Origin of the sequence: Streptomyces sp. NBC_01476 (assembly GCF_036227265.1) — a bacterium.
Classification (GTDB): Bacteria; Actinomycetota; Actinomycetes; order Streptomycetales; family Streptomycetaceae; genus Actinacidiphila.
In genome coordinates, this window is sequence record NZ_CP109446.1 from 7,702,643 (window position 1) to 7,719,023 (window position 16,381).

Genomic DNA, 16,381 nt, shown 5'->3' on the forward strand with positions numbered 1-16,381 from the left:
CGGCAACGACGGCAACGACGGCAAACGACGAGAACGACGAAAGGTGTCCCCGTGCACCACGACGGCAGTGGCCTGCCCTACCAGCGCAACCCGCGCTACGACGCGGTCGGAGCGCCGGTCCGGTGCGGCTGGGCCGAGGCCCTGGCCGAACTGCCTGAGCAGGTCCGCGTGTTGGCCGTGGACGGCCCCTGGGCGCTGGACTGGGAGGGGGTGTCCGCCGGGCTGTCGGCGGCGCGACCGGGCATCCGGCTGGTGGACATGCGCTCCCACCTGGCGTCATGGGCGGAGATCGAGGCGCGCACCGAGGGCGGGGCGCTCGCCGGTGACCCGCACTTCGCCGCGCTGTCGCAGGCGTCGCTCGCCGACTTCTTCGCTTCGCTGCCGGCGGTGCCGACGCCGCCGGCCGCCGGGGAGCGGCTGACCGTCGTGTACGGCCCGGGCGCCGCGCTGGTCGCGCACGACGTGCTCTGGTACGCGGATCTGCCCAAGCGGTACGCCGAAGCGGCGGTCGCGGCAGGTACCGTTACCAACCTCGGGCAGCGCCCGGCCGACGGTACGGCAGGCACCCGGCGGCTCTTCTACATCGACTGGCCGGTACTCGACCGTCACCGCGACGCCCTGGCCGGCCGGATCGACCGCTGGTTCGACCTGCAGGACCCGGCCGCCCCGGCGTCACTCGACGGGGAGACCCTGCGTGCCACCGCCGCGCACCTCGCCCGCCGCCCCTTCCGCAGCCGGCCGACCTTCAACACCACACCGTGGGGCGGCCAGTGGGCCCGCCGCGAACTCGGCTTCAACCCCGAGGGCCCGAACACCGCGCTGGGCTACGAGCTGATCGCCCCCGAGTCCGGCATCCTGATCGGCAGCCCCGGCTCCCCGGACTCCGCCCAGGTCGAGCTGCCGTTCCAGCTGCTGGTCGCCCTCCACCCCGAACTCGTGCTGGGCGAGCGGGTGCACGAGATGTTCGGCACCTCCTTCCCGATCCGCTTCGACTACCTCGACACCGTGAACGGCGGCAATCTGTCGGTCCACTGCCATCCGCAACCGGACTACATGAAGGACGTCTTCGGCTGGCCGTACACCCAGCACGAGACGTACTACCTGATGGTCGGCAGCGAGGAGAACACCGTCTTCCTCGGCCTGCGCGGCGACGCCGACGTGGCCGACTTCCACCGCAGCGCCCACGACGCGGACCACGCCGGCACCGCCTTCCCGATCGAGCGCTTCGTGCAGACCTTCCCCGCCACCGCGCACCAGCTCTTCCTCATCCCCGGCGGCACCCCGCACGGCAGCGGCGCCGGCAATGTCGTCCTGGAGGTCAGCGCCACCCCGTACCTCTACTCGCTGCGGTTCTACGACTGGCTGCGCCGCGACGCCCAGGACCGGCAGCGCGCGGTCCACGTGGAGCACGCCTTCCGCAACCTCGACACCCACCGCACCGGCGACGCCGTCGTCCGCGATCTCGTACAGTCGCCCCGGACGCTCCGCAAGGACGACGGCTGGAGCGAGGAACTGCTCGGGCAGCTGCCGGAGATGTTCTTCGTGGTCCACCGGCTGACCGTCCGGGCCGGGGCCGCCGCGCCGGACACCACCGACGGGCGGTTCCACGTGCTCAACGTGGTCGAGGGGGACGGCGTGCTGGTACGGACCGAGGCCGGTGCGGAACACCGCCTGGGATACGCCGAGACGCTGGTGATCCCGGCCGCGGCCGGCGGGTACACCGTGACCGGGCTCGGCACGGGGGAGAGCCGGGTCGTCAAGGCGTTCGTGAAGTGAGCGGGGTGCGCGCGGAGGCGGTGCGGCCCGGGGCGGTCCCGGTGCTGGAGATCGGCGGCACCCATGTCACGGCGGCGCTGGTCCGCATCGGGTCAGGACCGGCCGAGGTGGCCGCACCGCACCGTGAACCCCTCGACGGCGGCGGCACCGCCGACGCCGTCACCGCCGCCCTGCTGCGGGCCGGCCGGTCGCTGCAGCCGGGCTGGCCGGCCCGCTGGGGCGTCGCACTGCCCGGCCCCTTCGACTACGCCCGGGGCATCGCCCGCTACCACGGTGTCGGCAAGTTCGACGCGCTCGACGGCCTGGACCTCGGCGCCCTGCTGCGCTCGGGGCTCCCCGGCTGTACGGGTGTCGCCTTCGTCAACGACGCCGAGGCGTTCGTCCGCGGCGAGTGGACCGAGGGCGCCGGGCGCGGACACGCCCGGGTCGTCGGCATCACCCTCGGGACCGGCGTCGGCTCCGCCTTCCTGCGCGGCGGCGTCGCGGTGACCAGCGGCCCGACCGTACCGCCGGAAGGCCGCGCCGACCTGCTGACCTGCGACGGCGGCCCGCTGGAGGACAGCGTGTCGCGGCGCGCGCTGATCGCCGGCTACCAACGGGCGTCGGGGCGGCGGCTGGACGTACGCGAGATCGCCGGCGCGGCCAGGACCGGCGACGCGGCGGCCGGCCGCGTGCTGGCGGACGCCTTCGGTCTGCTGGGTCGGACCCTCGCCCCCTGGCTGCGCCGCTTCGAAGCCGGCGCGCTCGTCGTCGGCGGATCCATGACCGGCTCCTGGGACCTGATCGGACCGCCCTTCACCCAGGGGCTCACCGCCGACGTCCCGCCGCCAGTGCTCGCGCGGCGCCCGCAGGAGGCCGGTCTGATCGGCGCGGCCTGGTACGCGGCCACCGGGCCAGGTCAGGAGGAGCGATGACCCTATCCTCTAGTCAACGAGCCCTGAGGGAGGCCACCGTGGCCGGCGCGCCGCTCACCACCGCACCACCGACGATGAAGCAGGTCGCCACGCTGGCCCAGGTCAGCGCGATGACCGTGTCACGGGTACTGCGCGGGGACACCGGCGTGTCGGCGGACAAGCGCGCCCGGGTCGAGGCCGCGGTCCGGCAGCTCGGCTACCGGCCCAACGCGCTGGCCCGCAACTTCCGGCACGGCCAGGGCACCGGCACCATCGGACTGATCGTCACCAACCTCGCCAACCCCTTCTATGCCCGCCTCGCGCTCGGTATCGAAGCGGCCGTCGCCGAGGACGGCCTGCGGGTGATGATCACCAACACGGCGGGTGACGCGGCCCGCGAGCGCGCCGCGGTCCGCGACTTCTCCGCCCGCCGGGTCGACGGTCTGATCCTCGTCCCGGCCGGCGCCGACCAGGCGTATCTCGCCGAGGAACTGCCCACCGGCCTGCCGGTGGTCACGGTGGCCCGGCCGCCCGCCGGCTACGAAGCGGACTGCGTACTGGTCGACGACTTCGGCGGCGCCTACACCGCGACCAGCCGGCTGCTCGCCGCCGGCCACCGCAGAATCGGTTTCCTCGGCAACCCCCCTTCCGTCTACACCGGTTCCGAGCGCTACCGGGGCTACTGCGCCGCCCTGCACGAGGCCGGCCTCGACCCGGACGACAGCCTGGTCAAACGCGGCCAGGAGGATCTGACCTCGGCCGAGACCGCCGCGGCCGAGCTGCTCGCGCTGCCGCAGCCGCCCACCGCGGTCTTCTGCACCAACAACCGCAACACGCTGGGCGCCTACCGCGCGCTGCGGCACCACGACACGCGGGCGACACTCGCCGGCTTCGACGACTTCGACCTCGCCGACGTGCTCAGCGTCCCGGTCCTGGTGGTCGATTACGACCCGGACGAGATCGGCCGCCGCGCCGCCCAGCTGCTGGGGGAGCGGCTGGCCAACCCCGCAACCGGGGCGCTGCCGCCCCGCCGGGTGGTCGTCCGCACCTCGATCATCACGCACGGCGCGGACCAGGGGCCGGCGCCGGTGTGACCAGCCCGTTCCGTCAGCGGCCCGCCGAGCCCGCCCAGTTCACCGAGCCCGCCCAGTTCACCGAGCCCGCCGAGCCCGCCCCGTCCGCCCGTCCTGCCCAGTCCGTTCATCCTGCCCATCCCGCCCATCCCGCCCGACGCGCATCGACAGAGCCCGGAGCCCGTACATGCACGACGACCGTCACCTCATCGAGTCCCGGCTCACCCGCGTCCTGAACGAGCGGATCAGGCCCGCGGTGTACCCGGACCGGGTGCCGCTGACCGCCGGGATCTGGAACGCGCCGGACGAGCCGGTCCCGGTCGCGGACGGCATCGCCGCGCCCCGCACGGCGATCGAGCCGGGCACACCGTGGGGACCGCCCTGGGGGACCAGCTGGCTGACCGTCACCGGCACCGTGCCCGCCGCCTGGGCGGGCCGGACCGTGGAGGCGCTGCTCGACCTCGGGTTCGACCGGGACACCCCCGGTTTCCAGTGCGAAGGTCTCGTCCACCGGGCGGACGGCAGCCCGGTCAAGGGAGTCAACCCGCGCAACCAGTGGGTGCGGATCGGCGACCCGGTCGCCGGCGGCGAGGAGGTGCTGCTGCACATCGAGGCCGCAGCCAACCCGATCCTGCTGGACGACCCGCCGTTCGTCCCGACCCTGCTGGGCGACAAGGAGACGGCAGGCCGCGCGCCCCAGTACGTCCTGGGCCGGCTGGACCTGGCGGTCTTCGACCGTACGGTCTGGGAGCTGGTGCAGGACCTCGAAGTGCTCGGCGAGCTGATGCCGGAACTGCCCGCGGACTCTGCCCGCCGCTGGGACATCCTGCGGGCCGTCGAACGCGCCCTGGACGCCGTCGACCTGCAGGACGTGAACGGCACGGCCGGCGCCGCCCGGCAGCAGCTGACCGGCGTCCTGGCTTCCCCGGCCCACGCCTCCGCTCACCGGATCAGCGCGGTGGGCCACGCGCACATCGACTCGGCGTGGCTGTGGCCGCTGCGCGAGACGGTACGGAAGGTGGCACGGACCACCGCCAACATGACCGCGCTGCTCGCCGACGAACCGGACTTCGTCTACACCATGTCCCAGGCCCAGCAGTACGCCTGGATCAAGGAGCACCGGCCCGAGGTCTACGCCCGGGTCAAAGAGGCCGTCGCCGAGGGCCGGTTCGTGCCCACCGGCGGAATGTGGGTGGAGTCGGACACCAACATGCCCGGGTCGGAGGCGATGGCCCGCCAGTTCGTGCACGGCAAGCGCTTCTTCCTCGACGAGTTCGGCATCGACAACGACGAGGTGTGGCTGCCGGACACCTTCGGCTTCGCCGCGGGACTGCCGCAGATCATCCGGGCGGCAGGTTCCAGTTCGCTGCTGACCCAGAAGATCTCCTGGAGCCGCACCAACTCCTTCCCGCACCACACCTTCAGCTGGGAAGGCATCGACGGCAGCCGGGTCTTCACCCACTTCCCGCCGGTGGACACCTACAACGCCACCCTGCACGGCCGTGAAGTCGCCCATGCGGCACGGAACTTCCGGGAGAAGGGGACCGCCGGCCGGTCGCTGGCACCGACCGGGCTCGGCGACGGCGGGGGCGGCACCACCCGCGAGATGGTGGCCAAAGCGGCCCGGCTGCGCGACCTGGAGGGGTCGGCCCGGGTGACCTGGGAGTCCCCGGCCGGCTTCTTCGCCAAGGCCCGCGCCGAGTACCCCGAACCGCCCGTGTGGGTGGGGGAGCTGTACCTGGAACTGCACCGGGGCACGCTCACCAGCCAGGCCGGCACCAAGCAGGGCAACCGCCGCAGCGAGCACCTGCTGCGCGAGGCCGAACTCTGGTCGGCCACCGCCGCCGTACGCGCCGGACTGCCCTACCCGTACGAGCGGTTGGACCGGATCTGGAAGACGGTGCTGCTGCACCAGTTCCACGACATCCTGCCCGGTTCGTCCATCGCCTGGGTCCACCGCGAGGCCCGCCGCACCTACGCCGCCGTCGCCGAGGAACTGCTGGCTCTCATCGAGGCCGCCCAACGCGCCCTGGCCGCAGCCGCGTCGGGGGAGGAAAGCGGCACCCTGGTCTTCAACGCGGCGCCGCACGCAAGGTCCGGTGTGCCGGCCGGCGGCGCCGGACCGGCGGCCGGCGGCGACGCGGAAGGCACCGTCACCGCGGCCCCGCGCCCCGGCGGCGGCCACATCCTCGACAACGGCCTGCTCCGGGTGGAGATCGACGCCCACGGGCTGGTGGTCTCGGTCCGCGATCTCGCCGCCGACCGGGAAACCCTCGCCCCGGGCCGGCCGGCCAACCTGCTCCAGCTCCACCCCGACTTCCCCGCCATGTGGGACGCCTGGGACGTGGACGCCTACTACCGCAACACCGTCACGGACCTGACCGCCGCGGACAGCGTCGAGCTGACCGGCGAAGGACCGCGGACCGCGTCCGTGCGCGTGGAGCGGTCCTTCGGCCGGTCGCACGCGGTGCAGGTGCTCACCCTCGCCGCCGGCCGGCGGGGCCTCGACATCGAGACCGAGGTGGACTGGCACGAGACGGAGAAGTTCCTGAAGGTGGCTTTCCCGCTGGATGTGCACGCCGACCGGTACGCCGCCGAGACGCAGTTCGGCCACGTCTACCGGCCGACCCACACCAACACCAGCTGGGACGCGGCCCGCTTCGAGGCGTGCAACCACCGCTTCCTGCACCTGGCGGAACCCGGCTGGGGCGTCGCCCTGGTCACCGACTCCACCTACGGCCACGACGTCAGCCGGCCCGCCCGCGACAGCGACCACGGCGGCACCACCACGGTGCGGCTGTCGCTGCTGCGCGCGCCCCGCTACCCGGACCCGGAAACCGACCAGGGCGTGCACCGCTTCGGCTACGCGCTGCTCCCCGGCGCGACCATCGCCGACGCTGTCCGCGAGGGCTACCGCATCCATCTGCCCGCGCGCCGCACCGAAGGCACCGGCACCGTCGTGCCCCTGGTCGAGGTGGACCGGCCCGGCGTGGTGATCAGCGCGGTCAAACTCGCCGACGACGGCAGCGGCGATGTCGTCGTCCGCCTCTACGAGGCCGAAGGCGCCCGCGCCCGCGCCACCCTGACGGCCAACTTCGCTCTTGCGACCGCCACCGTCTGCGACCTCCTGGAGCGCCCCCTGCCCGAAGTACGGCCGCCGGCCGTGCACGGCACGGCCGTCGCACTGGCCCTGCGCCCCTTCGAGATGATCACCCTCCGCCTCCCCAGGGGCGACAGCGACCCCGTGACGCCCTGACCCGCTGCCCCCCGTGCTCCCCGAGCCCCCTGAGCCCCTGACCCCGTGCCCCCTGAACCCCCGCCGCCGGCTGAGCCGGCCGTGAGGAAGTCCATCGACTCCTCGGACCTATCCGCCCTGCGAAGGGGGCAGGATGGGGCCGTAGGGGTGGCGGGGGGCAGAGGGAGGGGTTGCACTTGCTCGAGGTGCTCGGACTCGATCACTGGCAGGAGACGGCGTACTTCGCACTGCTGGACGGTCCCGCGCTGGGACTGGACGAACTGGTGGGCCGCAGTGGCCTGGAACACGACGTGCTCAAAGGCGCGCTGACCCGTCTGGAGGACCGGGGGCTGATCTCCCGGCTCTCCGGCCGGCCCGCCCGCTGGACGGCGCTGCCGCCGGAGCACGCCATCGAGGTGCTGCTGCTGGCCCGGGAGCGGGACATCCGACGGGTCCGCGCGCTCACCCAGTGGCTGGCCGAGAAGCACCGCAAGGGGCGGATCGGGCAGGACGCGGCGGCCCTGATCGAGGTGATCACCGGCCCGGAGGGCGTGGCGCTGTGCGGACAGCAGCTCTTCAACAGCGCCGAGCGCGAGGTCCGCGGCATCGACGCGCCGCCCTACGCACAGGCCAAGGACGGTTCTTCGGTGAACTCCAGCGCCAACGTCGCCTCCCGGGGGGTCCGCAGCCGCTTCATCTACGGCCAGGACAATCTCACCCTGCCCGGCACCATCGGGCGGATCGAGCACGACGTCTCGCACGGCGAGGAGGTGCGGATCCTGCCGCACGCGCCGATGAAGATCATCCTCTCCGACGACCAGGCCGGGCTGATCCCGCTGGTGGCGACGCCCCAAGTGCTGGACTCCTGCATCCTGGTACGCCCCTCGGCGCTGCTGGACGCCCTGTCGGCGCTCTTCGAGACGCTCTGGCAGCAGGCCCAGCAGTACGTGACCGGCGGTGTCACCGACGACGGCACCGCCGACACGGACGGGACACTCACCGAGGACGAGCGCCGCATCCTCTCCCTGCTCGCGGTCGGCCTGTCCGACGAGGCGATCGCCCGCCAGCTGGGCATCGGGCTGCGGACGGTACAGCGCAGGGTGCAGGCGCTGCTGGTACGCCTCGGCGCGGGCAGCAGATTCCAGGCGGGTGTGCTGGCGGCCGGCCGCGGCTGGTGGCGGCCACCGGCCTGAGGCGTCCGGCGGCACAGCGGCCTGAGCCGCACGGCGGCACAACGGCCGGGGCCGCGGGGACCTGTTGCGGTCCCCGCGGCCCCGGCGCGTGCGGCCCCTAGCGGGGAGCCAGGGCGAAGTCGGCGGTGACCGTACCTCCCTTGACCAGCTTGACCGTCCGGGTGGCCGGCCGGTAGGCGTCCGCCGCCACGATGACCGTCAGCTTGCCGTCGGAGACCGGCCGCCAGAGCCGGTAGCCGCCCTGGGCGTCGGTGGTCAGCGTGGTGCCGCCGTTCTTGGAGTCGACCTCCACCACCGCGCCGGGCAGCGGTACCGCGCCCCCGCTCGTGGTGCCGGTGACGGTGCCGGCCAACTGCCCCCAGCCGGCCGGTGCGGTCACCGACATGGTGACCGGCACGGTGACCGACGCGTACGGGGTGTCGCTGTCCACCACCAGGGCGGCCCGGTGGTCGCCGACGTCGGCGGCGCCCATCGTGGTCGCGTCCAGCGTCAGCTTGACCGTGACAGACTTGCCGCCCTTCAGCGTCAGCGACTTGGCGCTCTCCGACAGCCACGGCACGTCGGCGTGCGGCGTGTCCAGACCGGGCAGCTTGATCGCGGTGGCGGTGTTGACGCCGGCCGCGTCCTCGCCGCCGATCACGTACCAGCCGGGAGCGGCCTGGGCCAGCGCCAGCGGCTGCGGCAGCCCGGGCAGTGCCGACCAGCTGTCGTCGCCCGGGTCGTACGCGTAGGACCGGCCGATCACCGTGTCGGTGCTGACCTGCGCGCCGCCCGCCACCAGCAGCCGTCCGTCGGCGCTGGTGCCGGCCGCGCCCCAGAAGTCGCCAGGGGCGTCCGCGACCCGCTTCCACGCACCGGTGGCCGCGTTGAGCTGGTAGGTGTCCGCGGTGTCGTAGACACCGCCGGCCAGCGGCTCGTACGCGCCGCCGGCGCAGGTGAGGGTGCCTTCCACGGTGCCGCAGGACGGGAACGAGATCGGCTCCGGGTAGGTCTTGCCGCTGGTCCAGGTGTCGGTGGCCGGGTTGTAGATCTGGACGTCGGTGGTGCCGCAGCCGACCGCGATGGTGCAGCCGCCGATGACGTACAGCTTGTCGCCCACGACACCGGCGCCGGAGGCACCGAAACCGAGCGGGGCGTCGGCGATCTGCGACCAGGTGTTGCTCGCCGGGTCGTAGACCTCGCCGCCGCGGATGCCGATACCCGCCCGGTCACGGCCGCCGACCACGTAGAGCTTGCCGCGGATGAAGCCGTAGGCCGGCGCGAACCGCAGGGTGACCGGGGAGGCCAGCTGCTTCCAGGTGCCGGTCGACTCGTCGTAGGAGCGGAAGTCGGTGCTCCAGATGCCGTCCGCGGTCGCGCCGAGACCGGCGTAGAGCACCCCGTCGTTCACCGCGGCCAGACCGCCGGAGACCGCCGTCGGGAGGTCGGTGAGCGACTGCCAGGACTGCCCCGCGGTGGTGGCCGCGGACCTGGCGGCGGTACTCGCGGTGGGCGCCGCGCCGCTGTTGCGCGCGGCCTTGGGCATGGCCGTGTCCGGGGTGATCCGGCTGGGCGCCGAGGTGCCCGGAGCCGCCGTCGCCTGCGCCGCGCCGGAACCGAGGCCCTGCTCACCCAGCGAGAAGGTGACCGGGGAACCGCCGGTGTTGGTCAGCGTCACATTGACGGTCTTGCTGTCCCCCCACGCCACCGGTGTCGAGACCGAGGACTCGGCGGTGGCCAGCTTGGCGGGGTGGAGCGCGAAGTCGGCCGACGTGGCCTTGTCCGCCGCGACGTTGATCTTCGAACTGACCGCCGGGTAGCCGAAGGCGGCCAGGTCGGCGGTGAAGCCGCGCTTGCCGGTCAGACCGGAGAAGAGCCAGTAGACGCCGTCGCCGAGCGCCGGGTCGCCGGGGGAGACCACCGCGCGGGTGGTGTCGGCGGGAGCCGCGTCGCTGGTCACCGAGGCGCCGGGCACGCCGGCCCCGGTGTTGGCGTCGGTGACATGGCCGACGAGCAGACCACCGGGCAGCGCCTGCAGGCTGCGGGTGCCGATGGCCACGTCGTCCACCTCCCAGATGCCGGTGAGGCCGCCGGTGAAGTGGAAGCGGATCTTCACCGAGGACTTGCCGGCGAAGGCGTCCAGCGGCACGCTCTGGTGGGAGGGGCCGTCCACCACGTCGTCGTGGTGCCAGACGGTGGTCCAGTCGGTGCCGCCGTCGGTGCTGACGTCCACGTCCGCGGTCGCGCCGTCCAGCCGGTAGAGCGGTGGCAGCGCGGACTCGAAGTCCAGCTGCGGGGTCTTCTCCTTGCTGAAGTCGTAGCTGGGGCTGATGAGTTCGGTGTCGACCGGGGCCCAGCCGAGCGCGAAGTCGTCCACCTGGGCGAAGTGGCCGGTGCCACCGGTCTGGTTGCCGCGGTTGAGGGTGTCCTCGAACTGCCAGCCGCCGGCCGCGGTGTTGTTCTTGACCGTCCAGCCGCTCGGGGCGGTGGCGGCGTCGAAGTGCTGCTGCTCGCCACCGTGGTAGCCGATCCGGTAGCCGGCCGGCAGGGTGCCGTGGTCGTTCAGCGGCGGTACGAGGTCGACGCCGGAGACCGGCTTGTCCGCCACCGTGACCGCCTGCGACACCGGCTGGTAACCGGCCGCCAGCGGGGTGACCTCGACCGTGTAGTCGCGGTTCATCGGCACGGTGATCCGGTACGCGCCGGTCGCCGGGTCGCTGTACGTCTCGCCCGGCACGCCGTCCAGGGTGATCCTCGCGTAGACGCCCCAGCCGTGGCCGCTGTCCTTGACCGTGCCGGAGATGACCTGCGACGGCACCGCGGTGAGCGCGATGTCCTTCACCAGGTCGGTGCCGTCCGGGAGGTGGAGGGTGCCGAGATCCTGGTCGGCGTAACCGAACGCGCCGGCCTTGGCCGGGTAGTCGCCCGCCGGAATGTCCAGCCGGTAGCTGCCGTCCTTGCCACTGACCGTGTGGTAGTCACCCACATCGACCGCAGCCCCGGCCACCGGCTTGCCGGTCGCCGCGTCGGTCACCGTACCGTGCACATCGGCGTGCGGACCGGGCTTGAACGCGGCCACCCCGTTGGGGGTGCCGAGGCCGGTGGGTCCGTCGTAGCCGGGCTGCGCCGCGCACAGATACGCCGGGTCGCAGTCCGCGGTCGTACCGAAGCCGCACAGCGAGGAGTTCGGGCAACTGGCGTCATCGCCGGTCGTCACGTCGTTCAGCGCCGAACGGGTCTGGTACGGGTAGGAGTTGGCGTACGTGCCGGCGACCGGGCGGCCGGCCAGCGCGTAGGTGCCGGCGATGATCGGCGCGGCGGCGCTGGTGCCGCCGTAGACGTTCCAGCCGGCGTCGGAGTAGCTGTTGTAGACCGCCACACCGGTCTGCGGGTCGGAGACCGCGCTGACGTCGGCGACCGTGCGTCCGGCGCAGCCGGCGTCGGTCTGGAAGGCGGGCTTCGCCTCGACCTGCGAGCAGCCGGAGCCGGGCGCGCCCCAGGACTGGCTGCCGTCGGCGTGCGTGACGACCGAGTTCCACACCGACTCGCTCCAGCCGCGCGAACTGCTGTCGCGCCGCAGCGAGGTGCCGCCGACCGAGGTGACGTACGGCGAGGACGCCGGGTAGGTGACGCCGTAGCCGCCGTCGCCGGAGGAGAAGACCACGGCGGTGCCGGGGTGGTCGAAGTAGGCGGCGTCGATGGCCGGTTCGCTCGGGTCGTCGGTGTACGAGCCGTAGGAGTTGGAGACGTACTGGGCGCCGAGGGCGACCGCGGTGTTGACCGCGGTGCCCAGCGAGTCGGTGTTGTTGTCGTCCGCCTCGACCAGCAGGATCTTCGCCGCCGGGGCGACGGCCGAGACCATGTCGAGGTCGAGCGAGATCTCACCGGCCCAGCCGTCGTCCGGCTGCGGGTAGTCGGCGCCTCCGCGCTGGTCGACCTTGCGGAAGCAGCCGCTCTCCGCGGTGCACGCGGGCAGCCCGTACTGCTGGCGGTAGACCGCCAGGTCCGCTTCCGCGGTCGGGTCGTCGTAGGCGTCGATGATCGCGATGGTGGCGCCGTCCCCGCCGTCGGCGGGCAGGTTGTACGCCGAGTGCAGGTCGGCGGGGGACAGGCCGTCGGGGGCCGCGGCGGCACCCGCGCGCTGCAGGCCGAGCGCGTGGCGCACGTCGGTGCGGCGGAAGGAGAAGCAGCTGAACGCGCCGGGCTTGGGGGCGCCGCACAGCGGTTCGGCGGACACGGTGCCGGAGGCGCCGGCGGCAGGGGAGCCGGAGCTGCCGGAGTCGGCGGTGGCGCTCTGCGGCAGCAGCACAGCGAGCAGGGCGAACAGGGCCACCAGCGCGGTAGCGGCCGCGGATCTCGCGACAGGTCGACTGGGAGCGCTCCCAGACGATCTGCGCGCAGGCGGGGGTATCGCGTGCAAAGGACGTCTCCAGGGGATCCGATGGTGCCGGGGCCACGTTGCCGCCCGATGCCGGGCGGACGCGGTGTGACTCAAGATCCTCGTGGGTCATCCGCCTGGTCAACGCGGTCCGCTGGCGGCTTACCGCCGTGTCGGGTTCACGCCCGGCACCCTGGAAATCCGCGTAACACCGCACTCCCCGTTACCCGCTGCCCCCGTAACCTCCCCGTAACGACACCCCCCGGAAACCCCCCGGCGGGCAGCCCCTGCCGCCCGCATGCCGGACCTGCGCCGCGCCCTCCGTCAGGACCCGAGCGGCAGCACCATCAGCAGCCTGTCGGCGGCCGGTCCGAAGTACCCGCTGCGGCGGTCGACGTACGAGAAGCCGAGCGAGACATAGAGCTCGATGGCGGTGGCGTTGCCGGGCTCGACCGTCAGCCACACCTCGCGGACCCCCTGCCCGCGTAATCTGCGCAGCGACTCCGCCATCAGCCGCCGGCCCAGGCCGTGGCCGCGCCACCGCCGGTCGATCGCCAGGCCCAGGATCCAGCTGCGGCTGCGGTCCGAGGCGGCGCCGGACAGCACATAGCCGAGCAGGGTACGGCCGTCGTCCACCACGAACAGGTCGTCGCGGTACAGGTCGTAGAACTGGCGGAGCACGAAGTAGGGGTAGGCGTGCTCCTGGAAGACCTCCTTGTCGAGGCGGTGTAGTTCCGGCAGGTCGGCGTCGGTGGCCGGCCGCACCCGCGGCAGCAGGTCGTCGGAGGCCAGGAAGAGCGCCGGCGCGGGAACCGCGACCGGCGCGGCCAGCGGATTCCCGGACCCGGGAAGAGGAAGAGGAAGAGGAAGAGGGGTGGTCATGCCGCTCCTTAGGGATAGGGGTCAAGGAGACGTTCTCCCGTATGGGTGATACGGGAGCGCGGACGTGTTCGGGCCGGTAGGCTGTCCGCCAGCGGCCCAGATCAGGATCAGCTGCCCGATCTGGCTGTTCAAGGCGTGATCCGGACCGAATTGCGTGCATGCTGCAACGCGCCCTCTGTGCGCCCTGACCCCCGGTCAGCCGCGACGCGGGGACGTGACGGTGTGTCGGCGCTATGCTGGAAAGATGGATCTCAGAACGCCCCACGTAATGAATGTCGACCCGCGCGCGGCCGAGCGGAAGCTGAATTCCGAGGCGCCGTGGGACTCATTCGACCCGGCCGCTTACATTGATCACAATTACGGCCACCTGCGTTCCGACGACGCGAAGATCCTGGAAGTCGTACGGAAGCATTTCAGTGATCACTTTCGGGGCAGGCCGGACAAGCGTGGCGAAGAGGTCCGCGGTATCGACGTGGGGGCCGGCGCGAACCTCTACCCGGCACTGTCCATGCTTCCCTGGTGCGACGAGATCACCCTCTTCGAACGCTCCGCGGCCAACGTGGAGTACCTCATCGGGCAGCGCGAGGGGTACGACGGGCACTGGGACCAGTTCTGGGACGCGCTGTGCGCGCAGGCGGCGTACGGCGAGCGGGTGAAGGACCCCCGCGACGCGTTCCGCCGGGCCGTCCGGGTCGAGCGCGGGAATCTCTTCGACCTCCACGACCGCCCCGCCCACTGGTCCGTCGGCACCATGTTCTTCGTCGCCGAGTCCATGTCGACCTCCTATGAGGAGTTCGAGACCGGCGTCGAGCGGTTCATGCGCGCCCTGGCGCCAGGTGCCCCCTTCGCCGCGGCTTTCATGGAGGGCTCGCTGGGGTACAACGTCGGAGAGCACTCCTTCCCCGCGTGCAGCGTGACGGAGACCGAGGTGCGCAAGAGCCTCAGCGTGTTCGCGGAGGGGGAGGTCGAGATCACGCCCATCGGCATGCCGGGCGGCGCCCTGCGCCCCGGCTACGAAGGCATGATCGTGGCGTGCGGACGCCGCAGCACCAAAGAGTAGGTGAGCGGCCGGAAGCGTGGCACCGTTACGCTTCCGGCTACGCACGGGGCACCTGATGGAGGGGTGGGGGATGCAGATCAAGCCGCGCCAGCATCTGCTGGATATCTGGCAGGCGATTTCACGCCATTCGTTCGAGGACGGGGAATGGGAGTGGGGGGAATGGGGCGGCCGCAGCAGTGTCGCGGACGCCGAACGGCTGCTCTGCCTGATGTATCCGGCGACCGAAATCCCCGCCTTCCGGCTGGATGACCCGGACACCACCGAGCGCGACGTGCAAACCGCGCTCAAGAACGCCGGCGGCCGGCTGGAGATCCCGGCGAAGCTGGTCCGCATTCTCGCCGAATTCATGCGCACCCATACCGCGGAGGACAAGCGGCCGAGCTTCGCCGGCGGTTACTACTTCGTGCCCGCCGACCCCGACAACCCGCTGACCGAGGAGCAGCGGGAGTTGGGCGTGGTCGACTCCTTCTCGATGTCGATCACCCTGTGCCTGGCCACCCTCGGCTTCCTCAAGGTCTACGAGGGCAAGACCCGCCGCGGCGAGGTGCGGGCGATCATCGACGAACTGCGGTCCGCCACCGAGGCCCGGCTCACCGCCGCCATGGTGAGCCTGCTGCGCTCCTTCACGGTCAATGTCTTCGACGCCGACGAGCCGCAGGGCCGCACCCTGTGTCAACTCCTCGGCCAGGGCAGGGCGTCGGACCGGGTGGTGGTCGAGCGCTTCCAGCGCCGCTTCGAGGCGCTGCGTGCCACCATCGGCGAGAGTTTCGTCCTCGGCGTCGACATCGCCGACCGCCTCAAGGACGAGAACCAGCTCTTCGAGTGCGGCTGGGCCTGGAGCCTGGTGAAGGAAGCACCGCCGGTGGAGACCACGGAGCCGATCGGGCCGCAGCCCGACGGCGTCGCCCGGCCGATCCCCTACCTCTACTTCACCGTGGTCGCGCTCGACGGCATCCAGGACCTGTTCACCGACCGCACTCTCACCCTCGGCCTGCTCACGCCCGAACAGCAGCGCCTGGCCGAGGCGTTACGACTGCGCTGGGAGATCACTCAGCAGTACTGGTCGGGCATCGCCCGCTTCGGGGACGGCAGCTGGCCACTGGAGGACATCCCGTGGCGCACCACGGGGCAGCGTCTTGAGTCCGAGTACTTCTCGCTCTCCGTCGCCTCCATCCTCGTCCACGACCTGGTCCGCCGGCGCGCCACTGACGACGACCTCACCCGGACCGTCGCCGTCATGGAACGGCTCGCCGAACGGGCCCGCATCACCAGCCGGATGACGATGGGCGACCGGACCATCTCGCTGCACTCGCCCGGCGTGAAGCTGCCGCTCCAGGGCAGCAGCGACACCGGGAACCCGATGCAGTGGACGATGGCGGACTTCTCCGCCCAACTGCTCAAGCGGAGCATCCAGTTGTGCACCCTGTCGCGCAACATCGCCTCGCACGACCGTCTGCTGCGCCTGGCGGAGCGCATCTTCGACCATGTGTGGAAGCGCCGGATCAGCGAGGGTGAGGGCGCCGGCCTGTGGGACAACGTCCAGGCGGTCTTCTCCGACGCGCCGGGATACGAGGGCCCCCTGTCGTGGAACATCACCGAGCGCGTCACCGAGTGCATGGTGGCCGGCCGCCAGCTCTACATCCAGCCCCCCATCCGCAGCAGTGAACTGGTGGCCTACGCCGCCTCGTTGCTCAGCGAGGCGACCCACCTGCTCGGCAACGAACAGCTCGAACCGACCTCCCACCACGACGGCTCCCGCGGTATCGCGCTCAAGGCCGTCGAGGTGAAGCTCAGCCGCGCCCGCGAGATCGTGGACCGGCAGCCCGGTACGACGGTGGCACTCACCATGGAAGTCCTCGGGGAACTCGACACCCTGGCACTGGCCAGGCACACCGCATCCCGGGGAGTGTGA

At 72.2% G+C, this 16,381-nt stretch carries 9 protein-coding genes; 7 read left to right on the forward strand and 2 right to left on the reverse strand.

Annotated features, from left to right (window positions below; all coding sequences use genetic code 11):
- Positions 1–51: 51 nt before the first annotated feature.
- The 5 genes from OG552_RS33390 to OG552_RS33410 all read left to right on the forward strand — a co-directional run bounded on the left by OG552_RS33390 (position 52) and on the right by OG552_RS33410 (position 8,170).
- Entirely contained in the window at positions 52–1,776 is a 1,725-nt protein-coding gene (locus OG552_RS33390) for a class I mannose-6-phosphate isomerase (RefSeq protein WP_329139416.1), read from the forward strand.
- Positions 1,773–2,690, forward strand: coding sequence for an ROK family protein (locus OG552_RS33395; RefSeq protein ID WP_329139417.1), 918 nt, complete (start codon positions 1,773–1,775; stop codon positions 2,688–2,690). Before OG552_RS33390 ends, OG552_RS33395 begins: the two co-directional genes overlap by 4 nt.
- 74 nt (positions 2,691–2,764) lie before the next feature.
- On the forward strand, positions 2,765–3,763 hold the full coding sequence (locus OG552_RS33400; RefSeq protein WP_329141333.1) for a LacI family DNA-binding transcriptional regulator: 999 nt from the start codon (positions 2,765–2,767) through the stop codon (positions 3,761–3,763).
- A 166-nt stretch (positions 3,764–3,929) separates the two neighbouring features.
- Entirely contained in the window at positions 3,930–6,998 is a 3,069-nt protein-coding gene (locus OG552_RS33405; RefSeq protein WP_329139419.1) for an alpha-mannosidase, read from the forward strand.
- 185 nt (positions 6,999–7,183) lie between these two features.
- Positions 7,184–8,170: a LuxR C-terminal-related transcriptional regulator gene (locus OG552_RS33410; protein ID WP_329141335.1), complete on the forward strand. Its 987-nt coding sequence runs from the start codon at positions 7,184–7,186 to the stop codon at positions 8,168–8,170.
- Between the two features lie 97 nt (positions 8,171–8,267).
- Here the strand turns inward: OG552_RS33410 and OG552_RS33415 are convergent, their stop codons facing one another.
- Positions 8,268–12,482: a carboxypeptidase regulatory-like domain-containing protein gene (locus tag OG552_RS33415; protein WP_329139421.1), complete on the reverse strand. Its 4,215-nt coding sequence runs from the start codon at positions 12,480–12,482 to the stop codon at positions 8,268–8,270.
- A 369-nt stretch (positions 12,483–12,851) separates the two neighbouring features.
- Entirely contained in the window at positions 12,852–13,409 is a 558-nt protein-coding gene (locus OG552_RS33420) for a GNAT family N-acetyltransferase (RefSeq protein ID WP_329139422.1), read from the reverse strand.
- A gap of 244 nt (positions 13,410–13,653) precedes the next feature.
- On the opposite strand from OG552_RS33420, the gene OG552_RS33425 reads away from it, so the two are divergent.
- Both OG552_RS33425 and OG552_RS33430 read left to right on the forward strand, forming a co-directional pair.
- On the forward strand, positions 13,654–14,469 hold the full coding sequence (locus OG552_RS33425) for an SCO2525 family SAM-dependent methyltransferase (protein ID WP_329139424.1): 816 nt from the start codon (positions 13,654–13,656) through the stop codon (positions 14,467–14,469).
- Between the two features lie 70 nt (positions 14,470–14,539).
- Positions 14,540–16,381, forward strand: a complete 1,842-nt coding sequence (locus OG552_RS33430) for an SCO2524 family protein (protein WP_329139426.1) — start codon at positions 14,540–14,542, stop codon at positions 16,379–16,381.